The sequence below is a fragment of the Synergistetes bacterium HGW-Synergistetes-1 genome (assembly GCA_002839185.1).
Taxonomy (GTDB): Bacteria; Synergistota; Synergistia; order Synergistales; family Synergistaceae; genus Caenicola.
In genome coordinates this window covers 204626-227300 of the sequence record PGXO01000005.1, presented here as the reverse complement: position 1 = coordinate 227300, position 22675 = coordinate 204626, and the positions used below count along the sequence as shown (strand labels likewise).

Sequence of the window (22675 nt, the reverse complement as noted above, 5' to 3'; positions counted from 1 at the left end):
AAGATGCACAAAAGTGAGAAAGCTGAAGGCATACAAAATACGGCAGAAAGCGATTGCATTGAAAAAAAGGAGCAGAAATTATCTGCTGCAGAAGATGTGATCTCACCTGAGAATGATCAGGAAAATTTACTCGAGATCATTGAAAAAATGAAAAAAGATATAAAAAGTCTTACCGAAGAAGCTGCGAGGGCAAGGGCTGATTATTACAACCTCAGGACAAGAGTCGAAAGGGACAGGGAGAAAAACTGCAAACTTGCAGCAGAAAAATCGATCGAAGAGCTTTTGCCTGTCTTTGAGAATCTGGAAAGAGTGTGCTGTGCGATAGAAGATGAAGAGAGTAACCTATACAAAGGAATGACCATGATCATAAAGCAGTTTTACAAAGCCTTGGAAAACCTTGGGCTTGAAAAAATTGAGACTGAGGGTGAATTTGATCCCTCCGTGCATGAAGCTGTTTCGATAGAACCTATAGAAGACAGATCAAAAGACAATTGTATAATAGGCACATTGAGAAAGGGCTACAGACTTGCAGGCCGTATAATCAGAGCCCCCCAGGTGAGAGTCGGTAAACACACTGACTGATCTTTTTCCGGATAAGGAAACAAGCGAAGTATAAAAATAAATTATTTCAAAGGTGGAATGAGTTATGGAAAAAATTATAGGGATCGACCTTGGAACAACAAACAGCTGTGTAGCAGTAAAAGAAGGAGACAATGTAACAGTTATCCCAAACCCTGAAGGTGGACGTACCACTCCTTCGGTAGTTGCCTTTACTAAAGATGGCAATGAAAGACTAGTAGGGCAGCTGGCAAAAAGGCAGGCAATAGTAAACCCTGACCGCACCATAATATCGATAAAGAGAGAAATGGGCAGCGATTATAAGGTGACTATCGATGGACAGAAGTATACCCCTCAGCAGATATCCTCTATGATCTTGCAGAAGCTCAAGAGGGATGCTGAAGAATATCTGGGAACGACTGTTACAAAAGCAGTTATAACATGCCCTGCATATTTTACAGATGCGCAGAGACAGGCTACAAAAGATGCAGGTACTATTGCAGGACTAGAGGTCCTGAGGGTAATAAATGAGCCTACCGCAGCATGTCTTGCCTATGGCGTAGACAAGGAAGGTGACCATAAAATAATGGTTTTCGACCTGGGAGGCGGAACCTTTGACGTCTCTATCCTTGATGTTGGGGAAGGAGTTTTCGAAGTCCTTTCAACTTCAGGAGACAACAGGCTTGGCGGAGACGACTGGGATTCAAAGGTCGCAGACTGGGTAGCGGATGAATTCAAAAAGACAGACGGAGTTGACCTGAGGAAAGACAAAATGGCAGCCCAGCGTCTTCGTGAAGCCGCTGAAAAAGCGAAGGTAGAGCTCTCATCAATGGCAGAGACCTCTATTTCACTGCCTTTTATCACAGCAGACCAGAATGGACCCAAGCACCTTGAAATGACACTTACCAGGGCAAAATTCGAAGAACTTACGAGGGATCTCCTTGACAGGACAGTACAGCCTGTTCGCACTGCTCTAAAAGATGCAGGCCTCCAGCCGACTGACGTTGACAAGATACTTCTTGTTGGAGGCTCGACGCGTATGCCCATGGTCCAGCGCAAGGTGAAAGAGCTGCTTAACAAAGAACCGACAAAAGGGATAAATCCGGATGAATGCGTTGCAGTCGGAGCAGCTATCCAGGGAGCAATCCTTTCCGGAGAACACAAGGGAATAGTACTTGTAGATGTAACGCCGCTTTCACTCGGACTTGAGACCCTTGGCGGAGTATTCACCAAGATAATTGAGAAAAACAGCGCTATCCCTGTCTCCAAGAGCCAGGTATTTACAACGGCTGCTGACAACCAGCCTCAGGTCGAGATCCATGTCCTCCAGGGAGAAAGAGCTATGGCAGGTGATAACGTGTCGCTTGGAAGATTTTTCCTTGACGGTATAGCGTCTGCTCCAAGAGGCATTCCTCAGATAGAGGTGACTTTTGACATCGATGCAAACGGTATTGTCAACGTTACCGCCAAGGACAAGGCCACTGGCAAAGTGCAGAATATCACGATACAGTCTTCAAGGCTTACCGATGAGGAAATTGAAAAAATGCGTCACGATGCTGAAATGAACGAGGGAGAAGACAAGAAAAAGAAAGAGCTTGTTGAAGCCCGAAACGAGGGAGACAGTGCCGCATACAATGCTGAAAAGTCGCTGAAGGAACTTGGCGAAGACGCTACACCTGAAGAAAAGGCAGCCGTTGAAGAAAAGATCAAAGCTCTGAGGGACCTTCTCACAAGCGAAGATACATCGGCGATTAAGTCTGCCGTCGAGGCTCTTATGAACGCGATGCACCCGATCTCACAGAAGGCATATGCAAAAGCACAGGCAGCACAGAATAATCCGGCGGATGCACAGGCAAATACCGACAATAGAGACTCAAGCGACGAAACTACTGTAGATGCCGAGTTCCATGAAGAAGACAATAAATAACGTGAGGTGAGGCGCTGATGGCTGCTCCCGGCAAAAAAGACTATTATGAAATATTGGGTGTTGGACGGGGAGCCTCGGCCGACGAAATAAAGAAAGCATACCGTAAGCTCACCCGGAAATATCATCCTGACGCAAATCCGGGAGATACTGAAGCAGAGAAAAAGTACAAAGAGATTAATGAGGCTAACGAAGTTCTCAGCGATCCCGAAAAAAGAACTCAGTACGATCAGTTTGGGTATGTTGGTGACATGCCGCCAGGAGGGGACTTTGGGGGCTTCGGCGGAGCCGGCTTTGGCGGAGCAGATTTTGGTGACCTCTTCGGAGATCTCTTTGGAAGTGCTTTCGGTGGATCCGGCAGGCGCTCTGTCGATCCAAACGCTTCGCGAAGGGGCAATGACCTTGAATACACCATGCAGATCACGATGGAGGATGCATTCAGGGGAGTCACCAAAAAGATCGAGGTTCCGCGCCTTGAGACATGTCCGCACTGCGGAGGCGGTGGAGCTGAACCAGGCACCAAAATAGAAACATGTCCGACATGTGGCGGTCGCGGACAGGTACAGCAGACCGTCAACACGCCCTTTGGCCAGATGGCTCAGGTGACTGCCTGTCCTACCTGTCACGGCAAGGGTAAGGTAATAAAGACGCCTTGCCGCGAATGCAGAGGACAGGGTCGTGTGCGAAAACAGCATTCTGTTGATGTGAAGATCCCAGCCGGAATAGACACCGGAATAAGGCTGAGGGTGTCCAGTCAGGGAGAAGCAGGTATCAATGGGGGGCCTTCCGGGGATCTTTTCCTCCTCATAGAGGTAAAAAACGACAGAAGGTTCCAGCGCAAGGGGGACGACCTGAATACCTCGGTCGATATACAGTATCCTCAGGCGGCATTGGGATGTGAAGTCAAAATTGAGACCTTTGACGGTTTTGAGAAATTGGATATCCCTGCAGGAACCCAACCCGGATCAAAGCTCCGGATTAAGGGCAGGGGAATGCCGCGTCTTCGGGGAAAGGGCAGCGGCGACATGAATATCCTTGTAAAGGTCAGCATAAGCAAAGATCCGTCTGCAAAAGAAAGAGAACTGTTGGAACAGATCGCAAAAGAAATGAAGGTTCCTGTAAAAAACAAAGAGGGATTCTTCGATAAGATAAAGCGATAGAAATAAACTAAATTAAGAGCATCAAGCGACAAAACCGGATTTTTCTGAGGACAGGAAAGCCCGGTTTTGTTTTTATGAGAGGGAGAAAGCTTTTATGATTTGACCATCAGGCGCTTCTGTAAAAGTAATTTAATATTTTTCTTAAAAATAGAAAATAAACCTCATCGTTATGAAAATTCAAAATTTTGAATTCACTGACGATTTATTCTTTACATATCCAATTATGGATTATAGAATAATTGAAGCAGATCAATTACCTTCTTAGCATTTTTCTCATTATTGTATTATTATAGCTGTGCATCTGACTGGAGGTGAGGCACAGGCAGTAAGTTCTGGAATCACTCGGCAATTTCACTAGTATCCGAAACATTTCCACAACATTATTGGAGGTGCAGTATATTGAAGAAGATCCTTGCAGTTATGGCAGTTATTATTATTCTTTGCGCCGCAGGTGCGGCATTCGCAGCAGATCCTATCAAAGTCGGATATCTGGCAGCCCTCACCGGCGACTACGCCGCATATGGAATTACAGAAGTCAACATGGCTAAAATGGTAGTCGGCGATGTAAACGCCAAGGGTGGAGTTCTCGGCCGTCCGCTCGAACTGGTCATTTATGATACAAAAACACGTAACGAAGACGCGGTCAACGCTGTCCGCCGTATGATCGAAAGCGACAAAGTTGTCGCCATCATCGGAGCGAACTCAAGCGGCATCAACATTGCAACAGCGCCGATCGTTGACAAGGGAAAGACACCTCAGATATCAACAGTCGGAACCAACCCGCTCGTTACAGTGGACAATAAGGGCAAGGTCCGCCCCTATTCCTTCCGTATCTGCTTCACAGACCCATACCAGGGAGCACTTGCAGCAGAGCTTGCAATGACAACCCTCAAAAAAGACAAAGCAGCAGTTCTTTACAACGTAGGTTCTGACTATGCACAGGGACTCAGAGAGTTCTTCACGAAGAACTACACTGCGCTGAAGGGCAAGATAGTAGCAGACGAAGGATATCGTGAAACAGACGTTGACTTCCGTGCACAGCTGACAAAGGTAAAGAGCTCAGGCGCCAACGTGCTCTTCCTGCCGGGAATGGGCAAGGACATGGCCCTGATCATCAAACAGGCAAAAGAGCTTGGCCTTAAAGACATTATAATTATAGGCGGCGACGGATACGGCGAGTTCATGAATGAGATCGCCGGAGATTCTATGAAGGGTACCTACTGGGTCAACCACACATACCTTGAAGATCCCGGAATGGCGCCGATCTTTGCCCGCTACAAGAAAGTCTACAATGATGATTGTAAGGAATTCGTAAACGGTACAATGGCATATGACGCAACATACTGGCTTGTAGACGCTATCAAGCGCGCAGGCAAAGCAGAGGGTCCTGCGATCGCTAAAGCGCTCGAATCAACAAAAGGCCTCAAACTTAATCATGCCACGCTGACGATCAATGCCAAGGATCACAACCCGCTCAACAAGGCAGGAGTTATCCTTAAGGTCGGCGATGACCTTAAAGCGAAATTCTTCCAGAAAGTCGAACCCAAATAATTTCTCTGAAAGCTATTCCATTTGGGCTTGGGGAATTTATTCCCCAAGCCCGTTCAGGCCCATACAACAGGTTCTGAAAACTGGTTAAGCACCAGAAAGGCAGAGGTGTTTTAAATTGGATATGATAATCCAGCAAGTCATTAACGGCCTTTCTCTTGGGTCGGTATACGCCTTGATAGCAGTTGGTTACTCATTAGTCTATTCTATCCTTCTATTCTCAAATTTTGCACATGGAGGCTTTCTTGTTATTGGAGGTTATATTTGCTATTTCGTATTAAAGGGAGCCGGGATGAATATCTGGACAGCCTCCTTTGCCGCGTTGATCGGCGCAGGAGTTTCGGCAGTGATAGTTGAGCGTCTCGCATACAAGCCGATACGTGAGCGCACTCCCATTACCCTCTACATGCTTATTGCTTCAATGGGTATGAGCATAGTTATCGAGAATATTTTCGTAGTTACCGTAGGCGGCCGCTTCAGGGCACTTCCTCCGGTAATTCCGACGCAGCCTGTAAATTTCTTCGGACTTGCAACTACGAGCGCTTTTGATCTCCTTTCCCTGGTTACAGCTGTAGTCTTTCTTGTTGGACTTCAGCTCTTCCTATCAAAAACGAAATGGGGGCTGGCTATCAGGGCGGCTTCTTATAACCTCAGGACTGCCGGCCTCATGGGTGTCAATGTCAACAGACTGATTTCAATAGTCTTCTTTGTAGCCGGACTTCTCGCAGGAGTCGGGGGAATCTTTTTGTCTGTCAGGTATACACTTTATCCCCAGCTTGGAATGATCACCACAAAGGCATTTGTAGCAGCTGTAATTGGAGGACTTGGCTCACTTCCGGGCGCTGTTGTAGGGAGCCTCATCCTTGGTCTGGCGGAGATGCTGACTGCAGGTTTTATATCCAGCCAGTTCAGGGATCTGGTCGTTTTTGGTCTCCTTATCGTAACTCTCATTATCCGTCCCACGGGCCTTTTCGGAAAATCCGTGGGCGAGAAAGTGTAGGGACCATAGATGGATGGTTACACAACCGGCATAATTACTCTGCTTGCCATCAACTGCATAGCCGCTCTGGGAGTCTCTCTCTTTACTGGTTTCACGGGAGTCTTCACTCTTGGACATGCCGGCTACATGGCGATTGGAGCATATACCGCGGCGATCCTTACTGTACAGTATGAAGTGAACTTTATTGGAGCAATAATTGCGGGTGGTATTTTAGCGATGGTTTTTGCCTATCTGATAGGTATACCTACTCTTAAGCTTGTAGGGGACTACTATACGATAGCCTCCCTGGGCCTGGGGGAAGCTATAAGGCTGGTCATTGAAAACTGGGAAGGCGTGACCAGGGGCGCCAGAGGTTATCCCGGTATTGAGAACTATTCGACTATGCCGGTGGCTCTTACTTTCCTGGTGATAATGGCCGTTGGAATGTTCTTCCTTGTAAACAGCAGTTTCGGCAGGGCTTTCAAGGCCTGCAGGGATGACTATGTCGCTGCTTCCCTCCTTGGTTTCAACACAGCAAAGTTCAGGGTCTTCAGTCTTGCCATTTCAGGTTTTTACTGCGGTGTTTCAGGCGCACTGCTGGGGGGATTCATGTCCTTTATACAGCCGGTCATGTTTGACATGGCCAAATCAACGGAGCTTGTCTCAATAGTCGTATTCGGTGGACTTGGTTCAATGAGCGGATGTCTTATAGGAACGACCATACTGACATTGGTAACTGAGATCTTCAGGCCGATATCACAGTACCGCATGCTGGTTTACGGACTTGTCCTGGTATTGGTCATGGTACTGAGGCCGGAGGGGATCATGGGGACCAACGAACTTACGAAAGACTACATAAAAAGCATTTTCTCCCGCAGGAAGAAGATCACTGCTGAGGATGGGGGGGTGCGCTGATGTCAGCGATACTTGAACTTAAAGACGTCAATAAGTCTTTCGGAGGAGTTCAGGCTGTCAAGGATATGTCCTTTGTCATTGAGACAGGGGAACTGGCAGGCCTTATCGGACCCAACGGAGCAGGAAAGACGACGATATTCAACCTCGTCACCGGTGTATACGACGTAACGAGCGGTGAGATAGAATTCAAGGGCAAAAACATAAACAGGCTTAAGACCTATCAGGTCATATCTCTGGGAGTAGCAAGAACGTTCCAGAACCTCAGGCTTTTTGCCGCATCTTCTGTACTCGATAACGTAATGACTGCGGCGCAGCAGCATTATAAATACAGCTTCTTTGAGGCTGTCAGCCACCTGGGACGATGGAAAAGCATGGAGAAAGCTACAAGGGATGAAAGCATGGAGCTTCTTGAGAGAGTCGGGCTTGCAGATCGTGCCGATCAGGCAGCAGGAAATCTTCCATACGGACTTCAAAGGCGTCTGGAAATAGCAAGAGCTATTTCCCTCAGGCCTGACCTGCTGCTTCTGGACGAACCTGCCGCAGGAATGAACGCGGAGGAAGTTGAACAGCTTAATGAACTGATCAAGCTTATTCACAGCGATTTCAATCTTACGATACTGCTCATCGAACACCATATGGACATGGTCATGGAGATATGCCCCCATATCGTCTGCATGAACTTTGGAGCAAAAATTGCCGAAGGTTCCCCTGATGAAATACAGAGTCATCCTGAAGTCCTCAAGGCTTATCTGGGAGAGGAGGAATAGGACAATGGAAGATAAAAGGCCTATTCTCTCAGTAAAAAATCTGTCTGTTAATTATGGAGCCATCCAGGCTCTTAAAGGTGTCGACCTTGATGTTTATCCGGGTGAGATAGTGGCGGTAATTGGTGCGAACGGTGCAGGAAAATCTACAATGATGAGCGCGATAATGGGAGATGTCCCAAAGGCAGGCGGAGACATACTGCTTGACGGAAAATCCCTGCCATCAAAGAGTTTTCAGGTCGTTACAGCAGGAATAAGCCTCTCTCCGGAAGGAAGAAAAGTATTTGCCCCGCTGACTGTATATGAAAACCTTCAAATGGGAGCGTTCCCCCTGAAAGACCGCAGTCTGGTTTCAGAGCAGTTAAAAAAGGTCTATCACCTCTTTCCGCGTCTTGAAGAGAGACAGAGCCAATATGCAGGTACGCTTTCGGGCGGAGAGCAGCAGATGCTGGCCATAGGAAGAGCGCTCATGGCCATGCCCCGGGTGCTGCTGCTGGATGAACCCTCACTGGGACTTGCACCAATAATAATCAACGAGATATTCAAGGAATTGACCGAGATCAACCAGCTGCTGGGAATGACCATCCTGATCGTTGAGCAGAACGCGAGGAAGGCCCTCCTGCTTTCCAACAGGGCATATGTCCTGCAGACTGGCAAGATCATAATTGAGGGAGATTCAAAGGAACTTCTCCATAATCCTGAAATTGAGGAAGCGTATCTGGGAGGAAAGAAGAAATAAACCTAAACGATTTTTTTTAGTTTAGCTCATGGAATAAATCAGGGGAGGATCCTGTTCCATTATTGGAATTAAGGATCCTCCGCTGTTTGTTGCTTCGATCAAATGTTTTGTTGTTCGCATCTGGCTTAATGGAGTACAATAAAGTGCGCCTTGAAAGGAGTTGGGTTTGGTGATTAAAAATGACAGCTACTGGTGGTATATAACTTTATCAGCTGATGACGGGCAAGAGGAAGTTCTTTTTTCGATAGCTGACATTTCAGGGAGTATCGGTACTGAACTTCAGGAACTACCCTCAGGGGGCGTCAAGTTAAGGGCATACTATAGGAGCAGCGAAGACCTGCATTATTGGAAAGCAAAGCTTCTTGATGCGATGAAGGAATGGAGCAATATCAAAATAGATGATTTTGGAAAAATAGAAAACCAGCCATGGAATGTTGCATCGGAGGAGGCTTTTCCTCCGCTGCCCGTAGGAAAGTCTATGGTGGTTCTTGCTCCCTGGCATAAGGGAACCGAGCCCGAAGGACTCATTCCTCTTTACATAAATCCCGGAAGCGCATTTGGAACGGGCTATCACGAGAGCACTCAGATAGTCCTGGAGCTGATGGAAGATTTTGTGAAGCCCGGGATGACTACGGCAGATATCGGTACCGGCTCTGGTATACTGACGATATGCGCAATAAAATTAGGCGCTGATAAATCTTATGCGCGTGATATCGACCCGGCCGTGATAGAAGAGGTCAATAAAAATTTCGAACTGAACGGATTGGATCCGACAAAGATTGATATCGCAACAGGAGATCTCCTTGTCGGTTTCAGGCATAAAGTGGATCTGCTGACAGCAAACATTCTTCTCGAACCTCTCACAACAATGGTCGGCCAGGTGCCAAAAGTGATCGGGAGAGAGGGTATGGCTATTTTTTCGGGCATGCTCCTCACAGAGAGAGACATCTTTGTTGAGGCTTTGGAAAAAGCAAAAATGGTCATAGTCAAAGAGCATACGAAGGGAGACTGGTGGGGTGTCGCTGCCAAGGCTGCGTCTTGAAAAATGCATTTGTAAAGATGGACGCTGGCTAATAGATCAGGAGCAGGCGCATCATCTGATAAGAGTGAGACGCTGCTGCACGGGATCTTTGGCAGAAGGACTGCTCTCCGGCGAGAAAGTCCAGCTTCGGCTTTTATGTGAAGGAGAACTTGTCTTTGCCGAGGAATTGTCAAGAACTGCTGAAGCATCTCCATCTATAGAACTTCACCTGCTGCTGGGGCTGCTTAAAAACGATCAATTCGACCAGTCTCTCAGATTTGCAGCCGAGACAAGCGTGCATACGATACATCTGCTTGCATGTGAAAGAAGCGTTCCCAGATATTCCGGAATTAAACTCAAAGAAAAAATGTCCCGTTGGGACAAGATCCTTGAAGAGGCTACCCGGCAGGCTGGCGCTGCTGCTCCGCCTGTGCTCCTGCAGCCTGTGACATTAACAGAGCTTGATCCTGACCTGCTGCCAGACTGCAGGTTAGCGGCAATGCTCTCTCCAGAAGCCAAGCCACTTTCAAAGACGGAGATCACGAGTCCTGCAGTGATCGCCATAGGGCCGGAGGGAGACTGGTCTCCCTCTGAAACAGAGCTATTGCTGGAAAAAAACTTTAAGCCGGTGAACCTGGGCAATAGGATACTCAGGGCAAGTACGGCAGTTGCGGTTGCCTGCGGCTGGTTCTCAATGAACTGAAGGACGATTCGTAAAATGTACCCTTTAATGGACAAAACATACTCAGTACATATACAGGGATGCCGCACAAACCAATATGAAGGAGAGGCCATTGCTGCCTCACTTGAAAAGGCCGGTGCGGTTCAATCCTCTGACGCCCCCGACATTATAGTGATCGTAAGCTGTACCATAACAGCAGCCGCAGACAGAAAGTGCCGAAAGCTGATCCGTAAAATGAAGAGGGAAAATCCCGATTCACTTATCGTCGCATGCGGATGCTACGCACAGAGGATGTCTGACTCAGACAGAGTAACTCTCGGCGTTGATATTTTGATAGGCAACAGAATGAAACACAAAATTGCCGAGCTTGCGGCCGACTGGTTTATAAAGAATGAGCGAAGATCATGTTTTTCCATTTTTGACGATGACATAATGACGGACGGATCGTGGGATGACCTCCTTCTCGACAGACCCAGACTTCACACCAGGGCATTCCTTAAGGTGCAGGACGGATGCAGCCATTTCTGCAGCTACTGCATAGTCCCTTATGTCAGGGGGAACCCGGTCTCAAGGGATGTCGATGAAGCGCTTGCCGAGGCGGAGAAGATCGTTCAGTCAGGCTGCCCTGAGATCGTACTTACAGGGGTCCACCTTGGGCTGCATGAAGACCTTCCGCTTCTTGTAAGAAAGATCGGTTCGATAAAAGGACTAAAGAGGCTGAGGTTTGGATCGATAGAGCCTTTTGCCGTTGATAAGAGGCTGCTGGAGTCGATTGCGGAGACAGAGACCTTCTGCAGGCATCTTCACCTTCCGCTGCAAAGCGGCGATGACGGTGTTCTTGCCGCTATGAGAAGGGGCTACACGACAAAAGGATTCCGTGTGATAACCGATAACATCAGAAAAAAGCTCGGAGAAGATGTACACCTGAGCACTGATTTGATGGTAGGTTTTCCCGGTGAGGATGAAAAAGCATTTGAAAACAGCATCCGGTTCATTAACGATATAGGTTTTGGAAAGATGCATATTTTTAATTATTCTCCCAGAGAAGGCACAGCTGCTGCACAGATGGCCTGTCCGCCTGAGAACGAAGTAAAGCAAAGGCTTGCAAAAGCACTCACGGAAGCAGACGCTCTTCACAGGAATTACTGTTCAAAATGGATCGGTAAAGATGTTGAAATCCTTGTTGAGCAAAAAATCAATGATACCGTTCGCGGACTTGCCCGCAACTATATAAGGGTCGCTGCACTTTCCGAAAATGCAGAAATAGGTGAAGTGCTCCATGTTACGCCTCAAAAATATGTGAACGGGATTCTGACATCAGACCTTGTCTCGAAATGTTCCCCGGATAATTGCGAATTCCCTGAGTTTTTGTAACTGACCGCTTGTATCGAATTCAATAGTACGATACAATAACATGGTGTTTATCCCCCACTGCACATATGTGTTTATGTTTTGTGAGTGGCCGAGAAAGGGGGGAATGTAGGTGACCACCGTAACCAGACGAGATAACGAGTCGATAGAGGATGCGCTGAAGCGTTTTAAGCGTGAACTCCGGAAGGTGGGCGTGCTTCGTGAAGCAAAGAAGCATGAACATTACGAAAAACCCAGCGAAATCAAAAAACGTAAGAAGGCTGAAATGGCCCGAAACAAAGGCAGGAAGGCTGATTATTAGTTATGTCCGACCTTGAGCTGAAGATCCAGAACGATCTGGTCGATGCAATGAAAAAGAGGGATGAACTAAGGCTCTCAGTCCTTAGGATGCTGAAGTCTGCGATACAGATGGCTCAGATCGAAAAAGGCAGGGATCTTCCCCTTACAGACGATGAAGTCCTTGTTATCGTTCGGAGACTTATCAAGCAGCGGAATGAAGCAGCTGAAATGTACAGGTCAGGCGGTGCGCATGACAGAGCTGAAACTGAGCTTGAGGAAGTCAAGGTGCTTGATTCTTACCAGCCCGAACAGCTTTCTGACGAAGAGATCGTAAAAATAGTAACGGAGATTTCAACACAGGTTGAAGCGTCAGGTCTGAAAGATATGGGAAAAGTAATGGGCAAAACTGTAGCTGCTGTTAAAGGCCGTGCAGAAGGCGGAAGAATAAAAGAACTGGTCCTGAAACATCTTTCTTCAAAGTCATAAACCAGAAGAACAAATAAAAATGCCGGACGTAAGTTCGGCATTTTTTGCGTTTAGGGCGATAATAACAGAATAAAAATAAAATTTTTTTTGATCTTTCATGTCTTTGAACGTATTGAAGGGAGTGCTATCGATGAAAACTTATATGATACCGTTGATCCCCGGCCCGGTCTCTGTACCGGTCAGATTCAGAGAAGCCTATATGACAGATTTCGGGAGCTCTGACCTGGAAAAAGATTTCTATGATCTGCTCAAAGAGAATCAGGGATTACTGAAAAAAATATTAAATACAGAAAACAGTGTGACAATCCAGTCAGGAGAAGCAATGCTCGTCCTTTGGGGGGCCCTCAAAAGCACAGTTAAACCTAAAGACAGGGTGCTGACCCTCTCGAACGGACTTTTTGGCCACGGTCTTGGCGAGATGGCAGGATCCTTGGGAGCGGAAGTCAGATATCTCGAGGCTGCGGACGGCAGTTTTATTGACGAAAGTATCCTTAAGCGTGAACTGGATTCTTTCAGGCCAGATGTCGTTACAGCTGTCCACTGTGAAACTCCCAGCGGCCTGCTCAACCCCATAGGGGAAATAGCCCCGATGATAAAAGAGAGCGGAGCACTCTTCTGTGTGGATTTCGTGGCAAGCGCCGGCGGAGCGGAAGTGAAGGTCGACGAGTGGGGAATAGATCTTGGACTTCTCGGCAGCCAGAAATGCCTTTCACTGTTGCCGGACCTCTCTGTCCTGACGATGAGTGAAAAGGCCTGGATTGCAGCCGAGAAAGTAAATTACGCCGGGTATGACGCAGTGCTCCCATGGAGAAACGCTGAAGAAAAAATGGAAATGCCCTGCACTCACAACTGGCATGCTAATGCCGCAATGAACCTATCTCTTAGATCACTGCTCGAAGAAGGACTCGAAAATTCCTTCAGACGGCACAGGGATGTCGCAGAATACTGCCGTTCAAGGATCACTGCAATGGGCCTTGAGCTGTACGCAAAAGACATTAAACTTGCTTCACCTACAGTGACCGCCGTCAAAATACCTTCCGGGTGGACCTGGGAGGAGCTGGATGGATCGCTAAGAGAGCGTGGGATGGGTGCGGGCGGAAGCTACGGCCATCTTGCAGGGAAAGTTTTCAGAATAGGACATATGGGATCACAGGCGAACATAGAGCTTGTGAAAAAAGGCATGGATGTCCTCGAAAAAGTGTTGAACAAATAATTTTGTACCTGCTATCCTTTTGTCCGATCAGTTAAAACCGGGCCTGAGGCAGGCCCGGTTTTATTTTGGAAGTCAATTATTTAATATTCAAAGTATTTTTTTATACCGATAATATATTTTTCTTTTTTGCATTTTCAATCCCTATATCTAGTGTTATACTTAAAAAACCGTTATATATAGTGTCAGGGGGGATGTTTAATGCGCTGTCCGGCCTGTGGTGCGCTTGAGACAAGGGTAATCGAAACTAGGAGTGCTGATGAAGGCAGAGTTAACCGGAGAAGGCGCGAATGCCCGGAATGCCAGAACCGCTTTACTACTTACGAGAGGCTCGAAGAGAAGAACTACCTTTGGGTCGTCAAGAAAGGCGGAAGCAGAGAGGCTTTCGACAGAGGAAAGCTGATGAAGGGGCTCCAGAGGGCTTGTGAAAAACTGGCAGTTCCCCTTGAAAGTATAGAAGAAGCTGTTGCAAACGTTGAGGCAAAAGTCCGCGGCGGGGGACAGGGAGAAGTTCCGACTTCCATTATTGGTGAATACGCTGCGGAAGAACTCAGGAAGATAGACAAAGTCGCATATGTCAGATTTGCGTCAGTATACAGAGAATTTACAGATATCTCCAGCTTTACCCATGAAATAGCAAAACTACTGGAGGACAAGGAGGCACATCGTAATGGCAAATGATGCATTACATGAATCAGGGTCATTTTTCGGCAAACAGGGAAAGATTTTTGAAAAACAGGGGGAATCGACAGATCTTGCACTGATGGTCGATGCACTGGCCCAGGAAGAAAGCTCTCCCTGGGATGCCAGCAGGATAAGGGATGCCCTGATAATCGAAGCCGGGGTTGATCCGGCTACCGCCGAAGGGATAGCCCTCGAGGTCGAAGAGGAGCTGCTCAGGTTTGAGAGAAGCCATGTCACGACAACGATCATACGTGAAATGGTCAATGTCAAGCTTTTCCAGAGGGGGCTGGGAGCAAAACTGGCGGATCACAGCAGGATAGGTCTGCCTGTTCACGACCTTGAGAAAATGATGCTGACCAGAAATAAAGAGAACAGCAATACAAGCCATAATCCTGAATCCATAAATTTATCCATAGCGGAGATGGTCCTCAAAGAATACGCCCTTACAAAGGTCTTCACTAAAGACATAGCAGAGGCACACCTTAAGGGAGACATTCATCTCCATGATCTGGGCATGGTAAATCGCCCTTACTGTTCAGGACAGAGCGTTGCATATGTTGCCCGTTACGGTCTTAATATTCCTTCGATAACAAGTGTCTCTAAACCAGCTAAGCATGCGGACGTGCTTCTTGCCCACATACTTAAAATGACTTCTGTACTGCAGAACCATTTTGCAGGAGCTATAGGATGGGACGCTGTAAATATGTACTTTGCGCCCTATCTGGTCGGATGGACATATGAACAGCTCAAACAGCTTGCGCAGCAGCTTATCTTTGAATTCAACCAGCTGGCAGGAGGCAGAGGCGGTCAGGTGGCGTTTACAGATATTAATCTGTACTATGAGATTCCAAATCATTTCAGGGATGTTCCCGCGATAGGACCTGGGGGTAAATTTACAGGAAAGACCTATGCTGATTACGATGCCGAGTCAAAACTGTTCCTCAAAGCTCTCTTTGATGTGTATATGGGTGGCGACAGCAGGGGACAGCCTTTCTTCTTCCCGAAACCGCTGCTCCACATCACGGATTATTTCTTTAAGGAGCCGGGATGGGAAGATTTTCTGAACCAGGCCTGTGAGCTTTCTTCAGAAAAGGGCAACACGTACTTTGTCTTTGACCGCGGCGGTGTAGCAAAGCTCTCGGAATGCTGCAGGCTATCTTTCGAGCTGACTCCGGAGGATCTTGATGAGGCAAAGCATCCATGGAAGATGCGTTACTGTGCTCTTCAAAACATTACTTTGAACCTACCGAGAGCAGCATACAGGTGCAATGGTGACGAAGAGACTCTTTTTGAGATAATCGACGAAGAGATGGAACTGGCCGCTAAAGCGCATCTGCAGAAAAGGGCGTTTATAAAGAGCATTCTTGACCTGGGGCTGCATGGCCCTCTTGCAGCCTTATGCGTTTCACATGATGACGAAGGCTATCTTAGAATGAGAAAAGCCAGCCATCTTATAGGCATACTTGGACTGAATGAAATGGTAGAGGCTGTTACAGGATGTCAGCTCCACGAGAGCGAGCATGCGGAACAGCTCGGCAAAGCGGTCATACAGTATATGGATCTCAAGTGCCAGCAGCTGTCGGAAAGACTTGGCCTCAAGATCGTCCTTGAACAGACTCCGGCGGAGAGCACCGCGCTTCGTTTTGCAAAGCTTGACCTGCGGGCCTATCCCGATATTGCCCGTAAGTATATCAAAGGCAGTTTCGACACAGGCGAAATATACTACACAAACAGCACTCACCTCAACTACAAACTGGTACAGGACCCGATCGACAAAGTGACGAGGGAGGGTGTGCTTCATCCCATGATAAAGGCCGGTGCCATCACCCATGTCTGGATGGGAGAACATAAACCGGATCCCAAGGCGCTTGCTTCGTTTGTGATCAAGACATTCAGACATTCAGAAAACGCCCAGGTGGCATTCAGCCCCGAATTTACCATCTGCAACGAGTGCAACCATATTGAGAGGGGACTTTCTGATTCCTGTTCGAGATGCGGCTCCGAGGATGTTGACGGCATAACCAGAGTGACCGGTTATTTTACAAGGACTTCATCCTGGAATGCCGGCAAAAGAGGAGAGCTCAGGGACAGGGCAAGAGGACCTGTAAGAGCTTCGGTATGAGTAGTGGGGAAGAAATGAAACGTTATACTGCGGGGGGATATCTCCCCGCATCTTTTTTAGACTGGGACGGTCATGTATCCGCAGTAGTCTTTACTTCAGGATGCAATTTCAGATGCCCATGGTGCCACAACAGCGAACTTGTCCTTCAAAAGACTGATATTATCGACATTAGTTTTATCATCGATGACATCTGCAAAAGGATAAATTTTCTTGACGGAGTAGTCATAACCGGAGGAGAGCCCTGTTTATGGGATGGGTTGTTTGATTTTCTGGGAAAGATGAAAGAGTTGAAAATGAGCGTTAAGCTTGATACTAATGGATCAATGCCCGACATACTAGGCAAAGTGCTTGAAGAGGGACTGGCAGATCACGTTGCAATGGATGTGAAAGCCCCTCTTAATAAAGTGGCTCTTAAGAGAGTTACAGGTGTTGATGTTGATCCCGAGAAGATAAAGAGAAGCATCGATATCATAAAAAGGTCCGTTCCTGCTTATGAATTCAGGACCACTTTTATAGATGGGCTGCTTACGATAGAGGATATGATCGAGATAAGAAAAGAACTGATAGATGACGCTCATTGGATAATACAGGCATTCAGGCCCGTTAACTGTCTTGATCCCAGCTACTGCTTGTTTCCTGCAGCAGATGCCGAGAAGCTGAGAGAGAAATTCTCCGGCATAAAGGTGAGAGGATAATGATGAAAAAGATCAGTGAATGAGTTATAATTGTCGGCGCATAAGCACAATTTTTACGGCTTCTGTAATCTAAAAATCCAGTTGAGAAGAGGGTGTTCTGCAGTGAAGTTAACAAAGAAAATTTTAGTGGCTTTTTGTGTCGTACTTGTCATGGCCGGAACGGCTATGGCAGCGGATACGGTGAAAATTGGAGTTTACCTCCCTGTAACAGGAGGAAACGCCATCGGAGGACAGCTTGAGCTTGATGGTGTGAAACTGGCGCATAAGGAAGCCCCGACTGTATTGGGCAAAAAGGTAGAGATCATATTTGTTGACAACAAGAGCGATAAAGTTGAAGCAGCAAATGCAGTCAAGAGACTTGTCGACAAAGAGAAAGTCAACGCCATAATAGGCACATATGGTTCTTCCCTTGCCATGGCCGGCGGAGAAGTTGCAGAGAAGGCGCGTATCCCGATGGTAGGCACTTCCTGCACCAACCCCCTCGTAACCCAGGGCAAAAAGTATGTTTTTCGCGTTTGCTTCATAGACCCATTCCAGGGGGCAGGTGCTGCCGCCTTCGCGAAGGAAGAGCTGAAAGCCAAGACTGCAGCCTGCCTTATCGAAGTCACAGAGGACTATAGCGTAGGTCTTGCTTCATTCTTCGAGCGCAGTTTTACTAAAAACGGCGGGAAAATAGTTTCAAAACTCAACTACCAGAAGGGTGACCAGGATTTTACAGCCCAGCTGACAGAGATCATCAGCAAGAAGCCCGATGTCCTTTACATCCCTGCCAACTTTGCTGAAGGCGCGATCATCATGCGTCAGGCAAGAGAACTTGGCGCTAAGTTCAAGATCCTTGGCGGCGATGCCATGGACAACCCTGAAATTGTCAAAATAGGCGGAGAATCTGTCGAAGGTTTCAGCTACACCACATTCGCTTATGCTCCAGAAATGCCAAAAATGAGCCCAATAGCCAAGAAATTCACGGAAAACTGGAAGAAGGCTTTTCCGGGCAAAGATCCTAACGCACTCACAGCTTGCGGTTATGACAGCTACATGCTTATCCTTGACGCCATCAAACGCGCGAAAAGCGATGATCCCGAAAAGATAACAGCAGCGATCGCAGCTACAAAGAACTTCCCAGGAGTCACAGGAAACACTACGATCAATGCTTCCCATGATGCAGAGAAATCTGTCGGCATTATGCAGATCAAAAACGGGAAGAGGATATTCCTTACCGTAGTTGAACCTAAATAAATAATATTGACTTAAGCTCCTAAAATGGGGGGAGGGTATATCCCTCCCCTTTTTCGAGAGCGGGGAGAATAGTTATGACATTGGATATGTTTATTCAGCACTCATTCAACGCGTTGACGCTGGGAAGCCTCTATGGCCTTATCGCCATTGGTTATACTATGGTTTACGGTATTCTTAGGCTCATCAATTTTGCTCACGGCGACATCTTCATGATAAGCGCCTATTTCGTCTTTTTTGCGATAACCCTCCTTAATCTTCCATGGGTCGCTGCCGTCATCCTTTCTATTGCAGGAACAGCCCTTTTCGGTGTAATGGTAGACCGGATAGCCTACAGGCCCTTAAGAGATGCGCCAAGGATATCTGCTCTGATAAGTGCAATAGGAGTCTCATTTTTTATTGAAAATATATGTCTGGTCCTCTTTACTGGAGTCCCGAAACCGATGCCCAGGCTTGAAATGCTTGTAACTGTCATGCAGTTTGGCAATATAAGGATCCTTCCCCTGGCAATATTTGTTCCAATAAGTTCTTTTCTGCTTGTAGCCGGACTTCTATGGATACTTTACAGGACTCCTCCCGGATTAGCCATGCGGGCAATATCAAAAGACATAGAAACTACTCGTCTCATGGGAGTTAGAGTGGACAGGATAATTGCTCTCACATTCGCCATTGGTTCAGCCCTTGCTGCGGCAGCAGGCATAATGTGGGCGCTCAGGTATCCCCAGATACATCCTTTTATGGGAGTATTCCCGGGATTCAAAGCCTTTATAGCGGCAGTACTGGGCGGGATAGGCTCTGTTCAGGGGGCAATGATAGGCGGACTTCTGCTCGGTTTCATAGAGATAATGATAATTGCCTTCTTCCCGGAGCTTTCTGGTTACAGGGATGCTTTCGCATTTGTGCTGCTGATAATGATACTTTTTGTTAAACCCACCGGGCTAATGGGAGAAAAACTGGAGGACAAGATATGATGGAGAAAAAAACAAAAATCATTCTTAACCTTCTGCTGACACTTCTGCTTGCACTTTTCCTCTGGTGGGCCAATGGAAATCTGGACGGATACAAGATCCAGGTTCTCAACCTGATTGCAGTGAACGCGATCCTTGCACTAAGTCTGAACTTGATCTACGGTTTTACGGGGATGTTCTCGCTGGGGCATGCAGGTTTTATGGCCATAGGTGCATATGTCAGCGCCATCCTCATCCTTCCTGCTGCACAGAAGGAGATGATGTATATTCTGGAGCCGATAATCTGGCCCTTCTCAGTCCTTGAAGCTCCGTTTTTCATCTCTGTTCTTGCAGGCGGACTAATCGCTGCACTTCTTGGTCTTCTGATCGCGCTTCCGGTACTTCGCCTTGGCGGAGACTATCTTGGGATCGCTACTCTTGGATTTGCTGAAATAATCAGGGTCGTCTTTACAAATATCACGCCGGTCACAAACGGAGCACTGGGGTTAAAAGGAATACCGCCTTATGCCAACCTTGGCTGGAATTATTTCTGGTGTGTCTTGACTTTTTTTGTGATCGTTAAACTGCTTTCAAGCAATTTCGGAAACTGTCTGAGAGCGATCCGTGACGATGAAGTGGCTGCAAAGGCGATGGGAATAAACACTTTCAAGTGCAGGGCAATATCTTTTGCAGTGGGCGCTTTTTTTGCAGGTGTCGGAGGAGCGCTGATGGGGAGCCTGATAACTACGATCGACCCCAAGATGTTCAACTTCCAGCTGACATTCAATATCCTTATGATCGTTGTTGCCGGAGGGCTGGGTTCAATCACGGGCTCAATGGTAGGGGCGGTCGTGATAACTGTACTTCTTGAATGGCTGAGGTTTGTAGAAGACACGATAGAGATCGGCTCTTTCGTACTTGTCGGAATTCCCGGGATGAGGATGGTAATATTCTCGCTGGTGCTTCTCTTAATTATCCTATACCGCAGGGAAGGGATAATCGGGGGGTATGAATTCAGCTGGGATAGCGTTACCAGACGATTCAGCAGTAAAAAGGAGGACGAATAGATGGGCAGATCCGTTCTCAGGACAGAAAATGTAACGATAAAATTTGGCGGACTGACCGCTGTCGGTGACTTCAACATAGAGATAGAAGAAGGAAGTATCTCCAGTCTGATAGGCCCCAACGGAGCGGGAAAGACTACCTGTTTCAACATAATAACCGGCTTTTACACTCCCACTGAGGGAAAAATATTATTCATGGATGATGACATTACAGGCATGAAGCCTCATGATGTCTGTAAGGCCGGGATAGCAAGGACGTTCCAGAATATCAGGCTTTTTGCCGGAGGCACAGTTCTGCAGAATGTAATGACTGCCTGCTGGGTACGTCAGAAATCACCCTGGTGGACAGCCCCACTTATGCTTCCGGGTTTTCTCAGGGAAGAACGCGAGATAAGGGAAAAGTCGATGGGACTGCTCAATGCAGTCGGCCTGGGCCATCTCTCTAAAGAAATAGCCACAGGACTGCCCTATGGCGCCCAAAGAAGACTTGAGATCGCAAGGGCGCTGGCAACGGAACCCAAACTTCTCCTGCTTGACGAGCCTGCGGCAGGCATGAATCCACAGGAAAGCCAGGAACTGATGAATTTTATAAGGCAGATAAGGGATAAATTCAACCTGACCATCTTCCTGATAGAACATGACATGAAGGTCGTCATGGGAGTATCTGAATGGATAAGGGTACTTGACTACGGCCAGCTTATTGCCGAAGGAACTCCTGCTGAGATCCGCTCGAACTGCAAAGTGATCGAGGCATACCTTGGAAAGGAGGCCGTCGCCTGTGCTGAAAATTGAAAACCTTAACGTCCGTTACGGAGGGATCCATGCTATCCGTGGTATCTCGCTTGAAGTCCCGATAGGCAAGATCGTCACGCTGATCGGAGCAAACGGTGCCGGAAAAAGCAGCACGCTGAGGTCTGTTGCGGGGCTGGTCAAGAACAAAACGGGAAGCATCTCATGGAAAGGCAAAAATATATTTGGCCTCCTGCCGGAAGAGATACTGATGTCCGGTGTTGCATTATGTCCCGAAGGCCGCAGGATCTTCCCACAACTTACAGTTCTTGAAAATCTCAAGCTAGGCGGATATTCCCGCAAAGACAAGTCAGGACTCGAAGAGTCGATAGAGAGAGCCTTCAATCTCTTCCCTAGGCTGAAAGAGAGAGTCTGGCAGAAGGGCGGGACACTTTCAGGAGGAGAACAGCAGATGCTTGCGCTTGCAAGGGCTCTTATGAGCGATCCCGAACTGATCATGATGGACGAACCCTCACTTGGACTGGCCCCATTATTGGTACAGGAAGTATTTGAGATCATCCGGGAGATCAACAAAGAGGGCAAAACGATACTTCTTGTTGAACAGAATGCCTTTGGAGCCTTGAATGTAGCAGATTATGCATATGTTCTGGAAGTCGGTGCGATCACCCTTGAGGGCAAGGGCATAGATCTGTTGAGAGACAGACGCGTAATAGATGCCTACTTGGGAGGATGACCTTATTAATATTAGAAATTGGCTGCGATGATAGTCCCCGCTGCGGTTACGGTGCAGCGGGAATTTTGTTGTTTTTATTTTAGATGTATTTTTTATTATAAGATTAAATTTATTACTAAAATCATTATTTAGGTATCTTAATCAGTTTTCAAAATATTAGTTTATCAATGCTATTAAAAGTAGTTGTTGTAGTATAAAATGTAACTGCAGAAACAGAAAACACAATATTTCCACAGCGGAGGAAGCCATGAAAATACCTTCTGCAATGAATCTGCCAAACCTGCTCAGCATATCACGAGTTTTTCTTGTGCCGGTGGTGATGGTATTTCTTACATTGCGTACCCAGTTTGGTTTTATTGAGGGAGTCAATATTGGCGACCTTCTTGCTGGGCTTGTATTTATAATAGCCTCTCTTACAGATGCCGCCGACGGATATATCGCAAGGAAGAGGGGCATAGTAACCAACCTTGGAAAGTTTATAGATCCTCTCGCGGACAAGATTATGGTGGTCGCTGTGCTGGTAGCGCTTGTGGATCTGCACAGAGTCCCTGCATGGATGGTAGTAGTCATAATAGCAAGAGAGTTTATCGTTACCGGACTCAGGATGATAGCAGCCTCTGAAGGGGTAGTCATTGCGGCTTCCAAAGGAGGCAAACTCAAAACAGTGAGCCAGATCATAGGCATTATCCTGCTGATCTTTAACATCCCAGGCGGCCTGACAGTAATGTGGATCGCCATGGCTCTTACTATATGGTCAGGCGGGGACTATCTTGTAAAATGCATCGACCTGCTTGATTGAACTGACTCTTTT

At 47.2% G+C, this 22675-nt stretch carries 23 protein-coding genes; all 23 read left to right on the top strand.

The window, feature by feature from the left end:
- The first annotated feature begins 3 nt into the window (after nucleotides 1-3).
- Nucleotides 4-582 (top strand): nucleotide exchange factor GrpE, encoded by a 579-nt coding sequence (gene grpE, locus CVV54_06290; protein ID PKL04481.1) that lies wholly within the window; start codon nucleotides 4-6, stop codon nucleotides 580-582.
- Nucleotides 583-646: 64 nt separating this feature from the next.
- Complete coding sequence (locus CVV54_06285; protein ID PKL04480.1) at nucleotides 647-2485, top strand: molecular chaperone DnaK; 1839 nt, start codon at nucleotides 647-649, stop codon at nucleotides 2483-2485.
- 17 nt (nucleotides 2486-2502) lie between these two features.
- The gene (dnaJ, locus tag CVV54_06280; protein PKL04479.1) at nucleotides 2503-3642 is read left to right on the top strand and encodes a molecular chaperone DnaJ; all 1140 of its coding nucleotides are present in this window, start codon (nucleotides 2503-2505) and stop codon (nucleotides 3640-3642) included.
- A gap of 399 nt (nucleotides 3643-4041) precedes the next feature.
- The gene (locus CVV54_06275) at nucleotides 4042-5193 is read left to right on the top strand and encodes an ABC transporter substrate-binding protein (GenBank protein PKL04478.1); all 1152 of its coding nucleotides are present in this window, start codon (nucleotides 4042-4044) and stop codon (nucleotides 5191-5193) included.
- Between the two features lie 121 nt (nucleotides 5194-5314).
- Nucleotides 5315-6190 carry a branched-chain amino acid ABC transporter permease gene (locus tag CVV54_06270; protein PKL04556.1) on the top strand — a complete coding sequence of 292 codons (876 nt, stop codon included), beginning with the start codon at nucleotides 5315-5317 and terminating at the stop codon, nucleotides 6188-6190.
- A gap of 9 nt (nucleotides 6191-6199) precedes the next feature.
- Nucleotides 6200-7084: a branched-chain amino acid ABC transporter permease gene (locus tag CVV54_06265; protein PKL04477.1), complete on the top strand. Its 885-nt coding sequence runs from the start codon at nucleotides 6200-6202 to the stop codon at nucleotides 7082-7084.
- Nucleotides 7084-7851 (top strand): high-affinity branched-chain amino acid ABC transporter ATP-binding protein LivG, encoded by a 768-nt coding sequence (gene livG / locus CVV54_06260; GenBank protein PKL04476.1) that lies wholly within the window; start codon nucleotides 7084-7086, stop codon nucleotides 7849-7851. The genes CVV54_06265 and livG (CVV54_06260) overlap by 1 nt, the downstream gene beginning before the upstream one ends.
- A 4-nt stretch (nucleotides 7852-7855) precedes the next feature.
- Nucleotides 7856-8587 carry an ABC transporter ATP-binding protein gene (locus CVV54_06255; GenBank protein ID PKL04475.1) on the top strand — a complete coding sequence of 244 codons (732 nt, stop codon included), beginning with the start codon at nucleotides 7856-7858 and terminating at the stop codon, nucleotides 8585-8587.
- Nucleotides 8588-8756: 169 nt separating this feature from the next.
- On the top strand, nucleotides 8757-9629 hold the full coding sequence (locus CVV54_06250) for a 50S ribosomal protein L11 methyltransferase (GenBank protein ID PKL04474.1): 873 nt from the start codon (nucleotides 8757-8759) through the stop codon (nucleotides 9627-9629).
- Nucleotides 9583-10311, top strand: coding sequence for an RNA methyltransferase (locus CVV54_06245; GenBank protein ID PKL04473.1), 729 nt, complete (start codon nucleotides 9583-9585; stop codon nucleotides 10309-10311). Before CVV54_06250 ends, CVV54_06245 begins: the two co-directional genes overlap by 47 nt.
- A 15-nt stretch (nucleotides 10312-10326) precedes the next feature.
- A complete protein-coding gene (locus tag CVV54_06240) occupies nucleotides 10327-11664 on the top strand; it encodes a tRNA (N(6)-L-threonylcarbamoyladenosine(37)-C(2))-methylthiotransferase MtaB (GenBank protein ID PKL04472.1) in 1338 nt (445 codons plus the stop codon).
- Nucleotides 11665-11773: 109 nt separating this feature from the next.
- The gene (locus CVV54_06235) at nucleotides 11774-11962 is read left to right on the top strand and encodes a 30S ribosomal protein S21 (GenBank protein ID PKL04471.1); all 189 of its coding nucleotides are present in this window, start codon (nucleotides 11774-11776) and stop codon (nucleotides 11960-11962) included.
- 2 nt (nucleotides 11963-11964) lie between these two features.
- Nucleotides 11965-12426 carry a glutamyl-tRNA amidotransferase gene (locus CVV54_06230; protein ID PKL04470.1) on the top strand — a complete coding sequence of 154 codons (462 nt, stop codon included), beginning with the start codon at nucleotides 11965-11967 and terminating at the stop codon, nucleotides 12424-12426.
- 130 nt (nucleotides 12427-12556) lie between these two features.
- On the top strand, nucleotides 12557-13639 hold the full coding sequence (locus CVV54_06225) for an aminotransferase (GenBank protein ID PKL04469.1): 1083 nt from the start codon (nucleotides 12557-12559) through the stop codon (nucleotides 13637-13639).
- A gap of 198 nt (nucleotides 13640-13837) precedes the next feature.
- Nucleotides 13838-14317 carry a transcriptional regulator NrdR gene (gene nrdR, locus CVV54_06220; GenBank protein ID PKL04468.1) on the top strand — a complete coding sequence of 160 codons (480 nt, stop codon included), beginning with the start codon at nucleotides 13838-13840 and terminating at the stop codon, nucleotides 14315-14317.
- Nucleotides 14307-16442 (top strand): anaerobic ribonucleoside-triphosphate reductase, encoded by a 2136-nt coding sequence (gene nrdD / locus CVV54_06215; GenBank protein PKL04467.1) that lies wholly within the window; start codon nucleotides 14307-14309, stop codon nucleotides 16440-16442. The genes nrdR and nrdD overlap by 11 nt, the downstream gene beginning before the upstream one ends.
- Nucleotides 16439-17137 (top strand): anaerobic ribonucleoside-triphosphate reductase activating protein, encoded by a 699-nt coding sequence (locus tag CVV54_06210; protein PKL04466.1) that lies wholly within the window; start codon nucleotides 16439-16441, stop codon nucleotides 17135-17137. Before nrdD ends, CVV54_06210 begins: the two co-directional genes overlap by 4 nt.
- Nucleotides 17138-17287: 150 nt before the next feature.
- The gene (locus CVV54_06205; protein PKL04555.1) at nucleotides 17288-18373 is read left to right on the top strand and encodes a branched-chain amino acid ABC transporter substrate-binding protein; all 1086 of its coding nucleotides are present in this window, start codon (nucleotides 17288-17290) and stop codon (nucleotides 18371-18373) included.
- A gap of 74 nt (nucleotides 18374-18447) precedes the next feature.
- The gene (locus CVV54_06200; GenBank protein PKL04465.1) at nucleotides 18448-19341 is read left to right on the top strand and encodes a branched-chain amino acid ABC transporter permease; all 894 of its coding nucleotides are present in this window, start codon (nucleotides 18448-18450) and stop codon (nucleotides 19339-19341) included.
- The gene (locus CVV54_06195; protein PKL04464.1) at nucleotides 19338-20384 is read left to right on the top strand and encodes a branched-chain amino acid ABC transporter permease; all 1047 of its coding nucleotides are present in this window, start codon (nucleotides 19338-19340) and stop codon (nucleotides 20382-20384) included. The genes CVV54_06200 and CVV54_06195 overlap by 4 nt, the downstream gene beginning before the upstream one ends.
- Entirely contained in the window at nucleotides 20385-21173 is a 789-nt protein-coding gene (gene livG, locus CVV54_06190; GenBank protein PKL04463.1) for a high-affinity branched-chain amino acid ABC transporter ATP-binding protein LivG, read from the top strand.
- Nucleotides 21160-21864: an ABC transporter ATP-binding protein gene (locus tag CVV54_06185; protein PKL04462.1), complete on the top strand. Its 705-nt coding sequence runs from the start codon at nucleotides 21160-21162 to the stop codon at nucleotides 21862-21864. Before livG (CVV54_06190) ends, CVV54_06185 begins: the two co-directional genes overlap by 14 nt.
- A gap of 247 nt (nucleotides 21865-22111) precedes the next feature.
- Nucleotides 22112-22663 (top strand): CDP-diacylglycerol--glycerol-3-phosphate 3-phosphatidyltransferase, encoded by a 552-nt coding sequence (gene pgsA, locus CVV54_06180; protein PKL04461.1) that lies wholly within the window; start codon nucleotides 22112-22114, stop codon nucleotides 22661-22663.
- Nucleotides 22664-22675 lie beyond the last annotated feature (12 nt).

Excerpts from the sequence above, each read along its gene's own strand:
- grpE (PKL04481.1), top strand. The coding sequence starts at position 4 with ATGCACAAAAGTGAGAAAGCTGAAGGCATACAAAATACGGCAGAAAGC.
- CVV54_06285 (PKL04480.1), top strand. The coding sequence starts at position 647 with ATGGAAAAAATTATAGGGATCGACCTTGGAACAACAAACAGCTGTGTA.
- dnaJ (PKL04479.1), top strand. The coding sequence starts at position 2,503 with ATGGCTGCTCCCGGCAAAAAAGACTATTATGAAATATTGGGTGTTGGA.
- CVV54_06270 (PKL04556.1), top strand. The coding sequence starts at position 5,315 with ATGATAATCCAGCAAGTCATTAACGGCCTTTCTCTTGGGTCGGTATAC.
- CVV54_06265 (PKL04477.1), top strand. The coding sequence starts at position 6,200 with ATGGATGGTTACACAACCGGCATAATTACTCTGCTTGCCATCAACTGC.
- livG (PKL04476.1), top strand. The coding sequence starts at position 7,084 with ATGTCAGCGATACTTGAACTTAAAGACGTCAATAAGTCTTTCGGAGGA.
- CVV54_06255 (PKL04475.1), top strand. The coding sequence starts at position 7,856 with ATGGAAGATAAAAGGCCTATTCTCTCAGTAAAAAATCTGTCTGTTAAT.
- CVV54_06240 (PKL04472.1), top strand. The coding sequence starts at position 10,327 with ATGTACCCTTTAATGGACAAAACATACTCAGTACATATACAGGGATGC.
- CVV54_06230 (PKL04470.1), top strand. The coding sequence starts at position 11,965 with ATGTCCGACCTTGAGCTGAAGATCCAGAACGATCTGGTCGATGCAATG.
- CVV54_06225 (PKL04469.1), top strand. The coding sequence starts at position 12,557 with ATGAAAACTTATATGATACCGTTGATCCCCGGCCCGGTCTCTGTACCG.
- nrdR (PKL04468.1), top strand. The coding sequence starts at position 13,838 with ATGCGCTGTCCGGCCTGTGGTGCGCTTGAGACAAGGGTAATCGAAACT.
- nrdD (PKL04467.1), top strand. The coding sequence starts at position 14,307 with ATGGCAAATGATGCATTACATGAATCAGGGTCATTTTTCGGCAAACAG.
- CVV54_06210 (PKL04466.1), top strand. The coding sequence starts at position 16,439 with ATGAGTAGTGGGGAAGAAATGAAACGTTATACTGCGGGGGGATATCTC.
- CVV54_06205 (PKL04555.1), top strand. The coding sequence starts at position 17,288 with ATGGCCGGAACGGCTATGGCAGCGGATACGGTGAAAATTGGAGTTTAC.
- CVV54_06200 (PKL04465.1), top strand. The coding sequence starts at position 18,448 with ATGACATTGGATATGTTTATTCAGCACTCATTCAACGCGTTGACGCTG.
- CVV54_06195 (PKL04464.1), top strand. The coding sequence starts at position 19,338 with ATGATGGAGAAAAAAACAAAAATCATTCTTAACCTTCTGCTGACACTT.
- livG (PKL04463.1), top strand. The coding sequence starts at position 20,385 with ATGGGCAGATCCGTTCTCAGGACAGAAAATGTAACGATAAAATTTGGC.
- pgsA (PKL04461.1), top strand. The coding sequence starts at position 22,112 with ATGAAAATACCTTCTGCAATGAATCTGCCAAACCTGCTCAGCATATCA.